The sequence below is a fragment of the Calothrix sp. FACHB-168 genome, from assembly GCF_963889195.1.
Taxonomy (GTDB): Bacteria; Cyanobacteriota; Cyanobacteriia; order Cyanobacteriales; family Nostocaceae; genus Aulosira; species Aulosira anomala_A.
In genome coordinates, this window is the sequence record NZ_CAWPNJ010000036.1 from 85,065 (window position 1) to 95,656 (window position 10,592).

The 10,592-nt window shown below is 38.8% G+C and carries 10 protein-coding genes; 5 read left to right on the top strand and 5 right to left on the bottom strand.

Annotation, left to right across the window (positions count from 1 at the left end; translation table 11 throughout):
* Positions 1-198 precede the first annotated feature (198 nt).
* The gene (locus AACW45_RS21915) at positions 199-672 is read left to right on the top strand and encodes a DUF4385 domain-containing protein (RefSeq protein WP_190634765.1); all 474 of its coding nucleotides are present in this window, start codon (positions 199-201) and stop codon (positions 670-672) included.
* Positions 673-1,097: 425 nt separating this feature from the next.
* Here the strand turns inward: AACW45_RS21915 and AACW45_RS21920 are convergent, their stop codons facing one another.
* From AACW45_RS21920 to gatA, 4 genes are all read right to left on the bottom strand, one after another.
* Entirely contained in the window at positions 1,098-2,186 is a 1,089-nt protein-coding gene (locus tag AACW45_RS21920; protein WP_190634767.1) for an aromatic ring-hydroxylating dioxygenase subunit alpha, read from the bottom strand.
* Positions 2,187-2,661: 475 nt separating this feature from the next.
* Positions 2,662-3,750 carry a helix-turn-helix domain-containing protein gene (locus AACW45_RS21925; RefSeq protein ID WP_190634769.1) on the bottom strand — a complete coding sequence of 363 codons (1,089 nt, stop codon included), beginning with the start codon at positions 3,748-3,750 and terminating at the stop codon, positions 2,662-2,664.
* 415 nt (positions 3,751-4,165) lie between these two features.
* On the bottom strand, positions 4,166-5,059 hold the full coding sequence (locus AACW45_RS21930) for an alpha/beta hydrolase (protein WP_190634771.1): 894 nt from the start codon (positions 5,057-5,059) through the stop codon (positions 4,166-4,168).
* Positions 5,060-5,347: 288 nt separating this feature from the next.
* The gene (gene gatA, locus AACW45_RS21935) at positions 5,348-6,808 is read right to left on the bottom strand and encodes an Asp-tRNA(Asn)/Glu-tRNA(Gln) amidotransferase subunit GatA (RefSeq protein ID WP_190634773.1); all 1,461 of its coding nucleotides are present in this window, start codon (positions 6,806-6,808) and stop codon (positions 5,348-5,350) included.
* Positions 6,809-7,116: 308 nt separating this feature from the next.
* Between gatA and AACW45_RS21940 the strand changes: the two genes are divergently transcribed.
* The 3 genes from AACW45_RS21940 to AACW45_RS21950 all read left to right on the top strand — a co-directional run bounded on the left by AACW45_RS21940 (position 7,117) and on the right by AACW45_RS21950 (position 10,066).
* Complete coding sequence (locus AACW45_RS21940) at positions 7,117-8,466, top strand: helix-hairpin-helix domain-containing protein (protein ID WP_190634775.1); 1,350 nt, start codon at positions 7,117-7,119, stop codon at positions 8,464-8,466.
* A gap of 290 nt (positions 8,467-8,756) precedes the next feature.
* Positions 8,757-9,299, top strand: a complete 543-nt coding sequence (locus AACW45_RS21945; RefSeq protein WP_190634777.1) for a hypothetical protein — start codon at positions 8,757-8,759, stop codon at positions 9,297-9,299.
* A gap of 338 nt (positions 9,300-9,637) precedes the next feature.
* Positions 9,638-10,066 carry a hypothetical protein gene (locus tag AACW45_RS21950; protein ID WP_096641988.1) on the top strand — a complete coding sequence of 143 codons (429 nt, stop codon included), beginning with the start codon at positions 9,638-9,640 and terminating at the stop codon, positions 10,064-10,066.
* 70 nt (positions 10,067-10,136) lie between these two features.
* Here AACW45_RS21950 and AACW45_RS21955 read toward each other — a convergent pair whose 3' ends face one another.
* Positions 10,137-10,277, bottom strand: coding sequence for a ribbon-helix-helix protein, CopG family (locus tag AACW45_RS21955; protein WP_096641987.1), 141 nt, complete (start codon positions 10,275-10,277; stop codon positions 10,137-10,139).
* A 42-nt stretch (positions 10,278-10,319) separates the two neighbouring features.
* On the opposite strand from AACW45_RS21955, the gene AACW45_RS21960 reads away from it, so the two are divergent.
* Positions 10,320-10,502, top strand: coding sequence for a helix-turn-helix domain-containing protein (locus AACW45_RS21960; RefSeq protein WP_242045736.1), 183 nt, complete (start codon positions 10,320-10,322; stop codon positions 10,500-10,502).
* Positions 10,503-10,592 lie beyond the last annotated feature (90 nt).

Below are 10,592 nucleotides of genomic sequence, written 5' to 3' on the forward strand. Positions count from 1 at the left end.
TTATGATTCATCCTAAAAACAGACCGAATATCAAAAAGATATCAGCCCCTAATTTACAGCAGATTGCCAGTTAGTGAGGTAAAAATTATCGTTGATTGTAGGGGCACTGGCACCGCCATGCCCCGAAGCGCCTAAATTTATTTATGGGGATTATCTTTTTACTTTTTACTTTTTAATTTTTACTTTTTACTTCTTAAAATGGCTTTTGATTATTCTTTAGACTTCCCAAACATCAATTTTCGCCAGCATCCTGAACTTTATCGCGTAGGGAAAGGCGAACAAGGTGTACTTTTGGTAGAACCTTACAAATCAGAAATTCTACCTTATTGGCGATTCAAAAATCCCGATATTGCGCGAGAATCCAGCGAAAAAATCTATGATATTTTCCTTGCTTATTTAGAGCAAGATGATTTTATTGGTGCAGATATGGCACGTAAGTTTTTGCAAATGGGTTATACTCGCGCCCGCCGTTATGCTAATCATAAAAGCGGCAGAAAGTATAAAAAAACTGCGCCAGATAGTGGGGAGAAAAAAGAAATTCTTCCCTATGAAGTAGATGAAGTTAAAGCCGAATCAGCAGCCATCTTCAAAGTTAAGTGGATACAAGCCAAGACAAACGAGAAATATCAAGCGCTTCTCGTCCAACATAAACAGATGTACGAACTAGATTAACAGGCTTTTTATTCTCTGTTACCTAGCTGCAAGGCATCATTGTACAGTTAGTAAATTGATGATGGGATGTTGTTTGATGTGTAATTCTCTAACAGGGGTAAGGTGAGCTTGTATTAGTGCGATCGCACTGAATTCTTTAGATACAATTAATCAGTGTCTATTTATACGATTTCCAGTTTTTAGAATAGTTATACTCATCTCTAGGTTCTACCTGGGAATTACGAAGTGGCTCTGCCACTTCTTTTTATTTAAATGTTAACGTAAAAAATTAATAACAACAAAATACGTCAGGGCTAGGGGCTAGGGACTAGGGACTAGGGGCTAGAGACAAGTGAATCGAAGATGATAACAAACATAATTAATAATGACTATTGACAAATGACTATTGACCATTGACCATTGACAAATGACCATTGACCATTGACTCAATCATTAAAATTATCCCGCCATTTATCCCTATTATCTCTGGTTTCTGTATCGCGGCTTGTTCTTGCTTGTTGCCAAGTTCCCCAAGATAAAGCTGGCTGTCTTTCTAAATGATTGATAAACTGCATAATAGCTTGATCGTTTTGAATAGGTGTTCTAAAATCAAACTGAATTTTCTCAAAAATCTTAGCGTCAACTTTGAGAAAATCTTGACTCAAAACCTTACCTAGCGACAATACAAGCCGATTATATAATTTACCTACCATTCCCTGACGTTTTTTCATCATCAATAGGGTATATCCTTCAGTCTTTCCTCCTGCAATTAAGCGTAGGGTAAACATGACATGCAAATGCAGTGAATTAGGTATAAATGTTACCATGCTTGTACTGCCATACCAATAACAAACACTATAATTCAGGTCATTTTTATAAAAAGGACGCATGAGTTTACCCAAATAATTACCTTTTCTACCTTGTAGATTATTAGTAAAGGTAATAGCATATTGATTCAGTTCTTGTGGTTCAAAAATATTTTCTGCTGCTACTCTTTTAAGAGTATTAAAATATTGAGTATCTATTGCATTAATTATTACTGCATGAGGATGGCAGTTAGTCACAAACTGAGAAATAATCGTCACATCAAAATCTTGTGCTTCTAACTCTGGAATAAAAGGTAGAGGTTGTAGCGGAACTTCCCCAGTCCAAATCCAAATCATGCCATATTTTTCTGCGGTAGGCCAAGCTTTTAATTTGAGAGGAAGGGGTTCATCGAAACAGGGAATATCAACACAAAATCCTTCCCGATCAAATTTCCATTGATGGAAAGAACAACGCAATCCATTACCTTCAATTTTACCATCTGCTAAATGCGCGCCCATGTGGGGACAGTAGGCATCAAAAGTGACAGCTTTTCTATCTTTACCGCGATAAATTACTAAATCTCTACCTAATAAAGTAATAGCTTTTACTTCACCTACCCGCAGATCATCGGTAGGAATCGCCCAATACCAACCTTCTATAAAACGTTCTGGATTATTGAATGTTTTAGATTTACGATTTGAGCTAAGATTTTGTGAGTTAAAAGTCATTTTTATCTATTCGCGGACAGAGATGGGCTTGATTATATAGTTCCTATTCAGCCGTCCGAAAAATGTAATGAGAGTTACTCTTGATATTTAGTTCAAAAATAAATTATTTAACAATGTTTATTGACTTACTATTTTTTACATTTCGCTTACGCTAATTATAAATTTGGACATGATGAAATCTTGATAGCGAGACTGTTTGCAAAATACCTGAGAAAAATTTCAGAAAAACCTGTGTCGATTCTTTCTCAAAAATTTCGGTAAGGAAATTTCAAAAATTAACTACTCTACCCATTTGGCGATCAATTCATCAGAATTACGCAAGCATGACCGAAAATTACAGCTAGTAGGTTGGGTTGAGGAACGTAGACGCGGAGCGGCTTCCCGCAGGGTACCCCAACATTTATCCGGGCGTTGGGTTTCACTTCGTTCAACCCAACCTACAGCTATATTGTAATATTTGAGCCTTGCCACGCTACTACAATGCTTCTGGTGGGGAAATATTTGGCCCCACAATTACGCTGGTGTTTGTCGATTTAATTCCTGGTTTAGCAGTACTTTTCTTATTCTGGGTTGATTGGGGTAAAGTTGAAGCTGGTTTATTATCTGCATCAACATTCAGCGTTTTCTCAGAGTTTATTGGTTGATATACTAAAGACAATCCTCCCACGGCTCCAGCAACAAAAGCCGTATAACCTAAATATAAATGCATGGGGCGAAGTTCCATCCCAAAGCCACCAGTAGCTTTTTGCGCTTGACACCAAGTAGGTAAAGCTGTTTGTGATTTTACTGTTTCCGGTTGGGGTAAAGACGCTGCTAAATCCGTACCATTTAGCTCTAAAACATTACCAATTACTTTAATAAAACCACGGACAAAAACATCTGCTGGTAATAAATCTATATTTCCTTTTTCTAATGCATCCATGTGATGAAGGGGTACATGAGTATGTTCTTTAAGTTCGCTTAAAGACCATCCTTTTAATTCTCGTGCTTGCTGAAATTGTTGACCAATTTGACGCAATTTTAATTCATACTCTTCATTGACACTTAGCTTGTTTGTTTCAACTTTAGATGCTTTTTGATTATGATTTAACCACCGCTTCCAAGTAGTTTTTGTCAGTTTAGATTCTGGTTTTTTGTTTGAATCTATAGATGTATCTGCTGGTAATGGTAAATTATTCTCACTAGTATGATTAACAGGTTCTTGAGCGTGAGACTTTATACTTGTTAAACTGGCTGATGAGTTACTAGATTCTGCTATTTGGTTACCAGGGTAATCACTATTAGCATCTATCTGGGGATTGATATTTGTAACTTGTTGATGATGTGTTGCAAATTGTTGAAATGCTAAACCAATAGCCTCTCTACTGACAGCTTTAAATAAAATTTTTGCTTGCTCTGCGGATGAACCTAGCATCTGCTGTAAGGTGACTAAAGCATGACGATAAACCTTACTCCGATGGAGTTTTGCTTCAATTTCACCAAGGAGCGATCGCAATTCTTCTTGAGAAATTTCCAGAGGAGCATTGCCGGGAATAGTGACTAAATATACAGGTGCCATAGTCATAATTTAAGTCTTTCCAGTACTGGAGCAAATAGTAGTTCTACCTGTATAATTTCTTCTTTTATTTGCTAACTGTTCCGGATTATTTTTATTAGTCAGTTATTCACGAGAAAATCTATCTTAAGAGTCAATAGTCAATAGTCAATAGTCAATAGTCAACAGTCAACAGTCAACAGTCAACAGTCATTATTAATTATGTTTCTTCTCAGGGACTTCCAATTAAAAAAATACCCACGGGGGTAGGGGCACGGCACCGATAAAATATTGGTAATACCGAAAGTTTGTATATGCCGTGCCCCTACAAGTTGGATAATTTATTTTTTGGAGTTCCCTCAGATCCGATTCACTAGCCTCTAGTCCCTAATCCAATGCCCAATGCCTAATGCCCAATGCCCCATGCCCCATGCCCATTTTCAAGTTATTTATAGTGTGTGTAAATTTGTTGCATAAAATCATTTATCCATTGCAGATATTGCTCGCGAGCTAAATCTGCAACATTGTTATGTCCGCCACTAGAAAACAAAATTAAGTTTTTGGGTTCGGGCGCAACTGCATATAATTTATGGCTCATGAAAGACGGTACAACTGAATCTTCTGTACCATGTATAAATAAGACTGGTATTTTTAACTTTGGTACTTTTTTAATTGATTCAAATCGCTGTGTCAGAATTAAATTGACGGGGAAGATTCTGAACATGTTCCGATGGGCTACAACTTCGCGAATGGAAGTAAAAGAACTTTCCACAATTAACCCTGCTGCTTGTGGCTGTTTGACAGCTAAATCAATGGCTATTGCACCCCCCAAGGAATGTCCATAAATCAGAATGTCTCTTGGTGCTATATTGAGTTGCTTTACCAAGTAATTCCAAGCTGTAGCCGCATCTTCATAGACTCTGTTTTCGTTAGGAAAACCGCCTCCACTCAACCCATAACCCCGATAATCAATTAAAAGTACAGAAAATCCTAGTTGATAAAATCGGTAGGCATGGTTAAGATTTGCACCTATGTTGATACCGTTACCGTGCAGATACAACAGTACTTTCCCGTGGGGGTGTTTATCTCCAATCCACCAGCCGTGGATATGTTCTACCTTACCTGAGCGCACTGGCACTGGTAACCAAACTTCTTGATAAGCAATATTAAATAGCTCTGGTGTATTTTCTAGGGTAGGAGAAGGAAAGAAAATAAACCGAGTTTGCTGAATAAACAGAAATAAACATAGAGCAAAATATGCGATCGCAACAATCACCCCAAAATACAGTAGCACCTTAAACAACAAATCTAATGGTAGTTGCAGCTTGTCTATGTTCATGCACCTAAATCAGTAAAATTACTATTATCTGTAAACATAAAAAAATATCCTAACTGGTAATTGCCCAGCTAGGATAAACCCAAACAGAAAAACTTTATGAGCTTGAATTATTAGTACTATTATATACAATAATTTGCAACACTTCCCTATTTAAGCAAACCGTGTTGTAAATAGAACAAGGGAGACAAGGGAAGGGGGAACAGATAAGAATTGTAGAGACGCGATTCATCGCGTCTCTGCCCAATGCCCCATGCCCCATGCCCAATGCCCAATGCCCAATGCCCACCATCAACCTATCTCTGGTTGACGAATGTGCCAATTAGTTGATTGCTCATAAGCGTAAGCGACTTGGAATAATTGGTCTTCTCGCAGTACTTTACCAATTAGCTGTAAGCCAATAGGTAGCCCTTGCTCGTCAAATCCGCAGGGTACGCTTAAGCCTGGTAAACCGGCAAGGTTAACCGGAATTGTCATTAAGTCGGTTAAATACATGCTCAAGGGGTCAGTTGTTTTTTCCCCGGCTTTAAATGCTGTCGTGGGTGCGGTAGGACAAACTAAGACATCAACTTGTTCAAAAGCTTTTTCAAAGTCTTGCTTAATTAAAGTCCGGACTTTTTGCGCCTTGAGATAGTAAGCATCATAATAACCAGCAGACAAGGCATAAGTGCCAATCATAATCCGCCGCTTGACTTCGGAACCAAAACCTGTAGCGCGGGTACGAGTGTACATTGACAGCAAATTATCAGCGTCAGGAACTCGTAAGCCATACTTGACGCCATCGTAACGAGCGAGGTTAGCTGATGCTTCTGATGGGGCGATGATGTAATAACTAGGTAAACCGTAGCGGAAGTTAGCGCAGGAAACTACGTGAATTTCTGCACCCAAATGTTGTAATTGTTCGATGGCTTTAGTAACTGCTTTTTCTACCACCGAGTCTAAACCTTCACCAAAGGTTTCTTTGATGATACCGATGCGGATTTTCTTCCTCGCTTTCAGGTCTGGCTTTAAGGTAGCAGCATAATCGGGAATTTCCACCTTTAAGCTAGTGGAGTCTTTCGGATCGTAACCTGCGATCGCACTTAATAATATCGCCGCATCTTCTACTGTCCGCCCAAACGGCCCGATTTGATCTAAAGAAGAAGCGTAAGCCACTAATCCATAACGCGAAACCAAGCCATAAGTCGGTTTTAAGCCAACTACACCGCAAAACGAAGCCGGTTGACGAATTGAACCGCCAGTATCCGAACCCAAGGCGACAACACATTCATCAGCCGCCACAGCCGCAGCCGAACCGCCAGAAGAACCGCCAGGAACCCGCGATAAATCCCAAGGATTCGCAGTCACTTGGTAAGCTGAGTTTTCTGTGGAACTACCCATAGCAAACTCATCCAAGTTGGTTTTACCCACCATCACTGCCCCAGCATCAGCCAGCTTTTGCGTTACTGTTGATTCATAAGGCGGTACAAAATTTTCTAAAATCCGGGAAGCGCAGGTAGTAGTAATGCCTTTAGTACAAAGATTGTCTTTAATCCCGATAGGAATTCCTGCTAACAGTCCAATTTCCTCACCAGCTGCGATTTTTGCATCCACCGCACGAGCCTGGTCTAACGCCTGTTGTGCAGTTACACACAAGAAACTGTGCAATTTCGGTTCTAAAGCTTGGATGCGGTCTAAAGCTTCTTGGGTAATTTCAACAGCAGAACGTTCTTTTTTAATTAATTGTTCGTGCAACTCGCGGATGAATGCCATGATTGCTTCCTTTATGTCTCAAGTCATTGATTTTAGTACATTATGATTGGGAATTGGGCATTGGGCATGGGGCATGGGGGATTGAAACAATTTTGGATTTTGGATTTTAGATTTTAGATTAGAATCCAAAATCGCAAATCTAAAATCTAAAATTCTTTGTCCTCCTTGTCCCCCTTGTCCCCTTGTCCCCCTTCCCTAGCCCCTAGCCCCTACACTGTGCAATAGATTTTATATTATTGTCATTACCTAGCTAATAAGCGCGATCGCTGTTTACTCTATCTCATAAATTTACTGAAGATATTAATTTTATGGTCAAAATAATTACACGTAAATCCTTGGGCGTACAAAATGTTTACGATATTGGCGTAGAGCAAGACCATAATTTTGCGATTGAAAATGGTTTTATCGCTTCTAATTGTTTTAATAAATCTCACTCTACTGCTTACGGTTATGTAACTTATCAAACAGCATATTTAAAAGCTAATTATCCTTTAGAATATATGGCCGCTTTGTTGACGGCTAATAGTGGCGATACTGACAAGGTGCAAAAATATATTGCTACTTGTATCAGTATGAACATTCAAATTGAGCCGCCAGATATTAATCGCTCTGGGGTAGATTTTACACCAGCAGGCAACAAAATATTATTCGGTTTTTCGGCGGTTCGCAATGTGGGACAAAATGCGATCGCTTCTATTTTAGAAGCCAGAGAGGAAGGCGGTGAGTTTAAATCTTTGGGTGATTTTTGCGATCGCATCGATTTACGTGCTGTTAACAAGCGGACTTTGGAATCGCTGATATCTTGCGGTGCTTTCGACAAAATCCAATCTAACCGTCACCAGCTGACTCAAGACTTACAACTTGTGTATGATTGGGCACAATCTCGTGCTAAAGATAGAGCTAGTGGTCAAGGTAGTATTTTTGACTTGTTAGGGGGCTTCTCTGCTGGTAGTGAGAAAAAAGCGAATAATGCTTTTGAAATTGCACCGAAAGCTCAAGCTGTTTCCGATTTTCCTCCCCAAGAAAAATTGCGGATGGAAAAAGAAATTCTCGGTTTTTATGTGTCAGATCATCCCCTGAAAGCGATTAAGCAATCATCCTTGGTTTTAGCGCCAATTAATCTTTCCCAGCTTGGCGAACAAAGGGAAGATACACTAGTTTGTGCGGTGATTATGCTGAATGGTGTGAAAAAAGTGATCACCAAAAAAGGCGATCCAATGGCTATTTTACAAATCGAAGATTTAACTACTCAGTCAGAAGCTGTAGTCTTTCCCAAAACTTACGAGCGAATTAGTTCCCTGCTCGAAGTTGATGCGAGATTAATTATTTGGGGAAAAGTAGACCGCAGAGACGAACAAACGCAATTTATTGTTGAAGATGCGGAGGTAGTTGATACCGTCAAAATGATCATGGTAGAACTCACTCCTTCTCAAGCAGTCAACATCGAAGAACGCGATCGCTTACGCAGCGTTTTAAAAGAACAATCAGGAGACAAAGATAAAGCGAAAATCCCTGTAATTGGCGTAGTCAAAGATGGAAATTCTCGACAACTTGTCAGATTTGGTCGTCAATTTTGGGTACAAGATTCTCTCAGCACCGTGATCGCTCTGCAAAATGCTAGATTTCCAGCACATATCAAACCCCTAACAAGTAGTTAAGGTCAGCTTTTCTCCTTTTAAATTACACAATCCATTGTCAGGACTGTTGACTGTTGACTGTTGACTGTTGAGCGTTGACCGTTGACCGTTGACCGTTGACTTGTAATTACTTATATTTTCTGAAAGAGCTTGACATAACATTTACTACAACGTCAACAGTATATAGCCGGAGACAAAAGCCCCTGTAGTTGGTTTTTTCGTTACTTATGCGGATGATACTTCCCTAATTAAGTGGTATCTTTTGATGCTATGCCATTTAGGCAATAGTCAGGGGAAGGAGCTAGGATTTGATGATCGTCAATGATCTACATAAATTTGTCTCATATTGTAAAAGAGTTCAACCCCAAACGTATGAGGATATCAAAAAATTTTTTGAAGGAGTGATTGTTTTTCCCTATGACAAGGAACTGCTATTGCAAGCCTATTTATTTTTAAATATCAAAGCCTTATTTCCTTCATGTACTGAATTACTGCTATTTGAAAAATCACCAATTGCAGATTATACAGACTTGGGTAAATGTGATTTCGTTTACCTCACAAATCGGGGTAATATACTTTTGATTGAAACCAAATTTATTGATACAGAAGCAACAGGAGCAACAGAAAGAAAACGCAGAAACAAGCATAGAAATAAAGTTTTTGAACAAGTTATTACCTTAAAAAGCCGATTTAGTGAATATTGGCATATTAGAAATGAGCAATTAGAATGTGGCGTATTTACCACAGATCCAGAAGTGGATTGGCGAGGTAATGGTGTCAACGTAGTCACTAAATCAGTCACTATTGAAAATTTAGAGAAATGGCGCAGAAATTATCAAATAATTCGCGATTAATTATTCAAAATTAATTGCTGTTTCTGGTACAACTAGCTGCGAATCATTCGTTAATATTTTTATTAATCTCAATATAGAAATTTAACTAAATTTTTTACCTAGAGCAATTTCTCCTAAAACTACCTGTAATTAGTAATTCCTCATACCTTACCTGCCCCTACACTTAGGTTTTAAATAAATATGATTGTGTAAAATTTATTACAATCTTCACCCTATAAATTAGATTTTCCCCTCTGTTTTCTCAAAAGCCATCACCGAATCCGTACATATATTTAGTACTCTTGTACTAAATATTGTTAAAATACCTTCAACGCCAGTTACCCATCATCAGCAACACCATGAAACCTTACGCAGACAACAACATCAAAGCTTATTCGCATGAAATTGCACTGTTACAGACAAAAACTATATCAACTGCATTAGCCACAAGAGCGATCGCGCCATTGCAATTGCCAGAGGATAATCAAGATAATGAGACGGATGCTTTACTAGTGCAAGCACAACGCATCAATCAAATGGCTGCACAGTTAGAAGCAATGATTTTAGAGTTCAAGACAACCGCTAGCAAACTGCAAGAAAAAGGTAAGCCATACAAAAGCATTTGCGAGTATTTACCAGTTAGCGTTCCTTGGGTAATCCAGAAGCAAGATCAGTCATTTATCTTGACAATGCAAAAAGTAGATATCTTTAAAGCCGAAAGACAAGCAGCACAGCTAGCACAGCAACTACGTCAGCATAGCAAAATTAAAGAAGAGCGATCGCACTAACATTACCACTGACCATTGACCATTGACCATTGACCATTGACCAAAAGAATGGGATACAAGCCCCGTCCTTCTAGGACGGCTTTTTATTAATTTTTAACTTCCGAACCAATTCTCTAAGTACGTCGGATTTTGTTCTTTTAGTCGATTGGCAGTATTCTTCAAGATGCGCCAACTCTTCCTCTGTTAGCCTAAAAAACACACTTTTATTCATTGATTTGTATATCGTTATGATATACAATAATAGCAGATTTCAATGAATCCAATGAAAGCCAGATATCAATTCCGTTTCTACCCAACAGACCAACAGCAACAGCTTTTAGCTCAGTTGTTTGGTTGCGTTCGCGTAGTCTGGAATGATGCTCTGGCTATTTGTAAACAGTCCGTTAGCGAAGCGGGCGAGCGTACCCGCTCGACAAAGCTTCCTACTGGAGTTTAGACTAAATGGAAGCAAACAGAAAATAACAGCAACAGATTTACTGAACTAAAAAAATACACCATAAACGGGTAGGGGAAGCGCCCCAAAAAA

Bases quoted from the DNA above. Each gene is read 5' to 3' on its own strand.
- AACW45_RS21915 (WP_190634765.1), top strand. From the start codon at position 199: ATGGCTTTTGATTATTCTTTAGACTTCCCAAACATCAATTTTCGCCAG.
- AACW45_RS21920 (WP_190634767.1), bottom strand. From the start codon at position 2,186: ATGACTTTTAACTCACAAAATCTTAGCTCAAATCGTAAATCTAAAACA.
- AACW45_RS21925 (WP_190634769.1), bottom strand. From the start codon at position 3,750: ATGACTATGGCACCTGTATATTTAGTCACTATTCCCGGCAATGCTCCT.
- AACW45_RS21930 (WP_190634771.1), bottom strand. From the start codon at position 5,059: ATGAACATAGACAAGCTGCAACTACCATTAGATTTGTTGTTTAAGGTG.
- gatA (WP_190634773.1), bottom strand. From the start codon at position 6,808: ATGGCATTCATCCGCGAGTTGCACGAACAATTAATTAAAAAAGAACGT.
- AACW45_RS21940 (WP_190634775.1), top strand. From the start codon at position 7,117: ATGGTCAAAATAATTACACGTAAATCCTTGGGCGTACAAAATGTTTAC.
- AACW45_RS21945 (WP_190634777.1), top strand. From the start codon at position 8,757: ATGATCGTCAATGATCTACATAAATTTGTCTCATATTGTAAAAGAGTT.
- AACW45_RS21950 (WP_096641988.1), top strand. From the start codon at position 9,638: ATGAAACCTTACGCAGACAACAACATCAAAGCTTATTCGCATGAAATT.
- AACW45_RS21955 (WP_096641987.1), bottom strand. From the start codon at position 10,277: ATGAATAAAAGTGTGTTTTTTAGGCTAACAGAGGAAGAGTTGGCGCAT.
- AACW45_RS21960 (WP_242045736.1), top strand. From the start codon at position 10,320: ATGAATCCAATGAAAGCCAGATATCAATTCCGTTTCTACCCAACAGAC.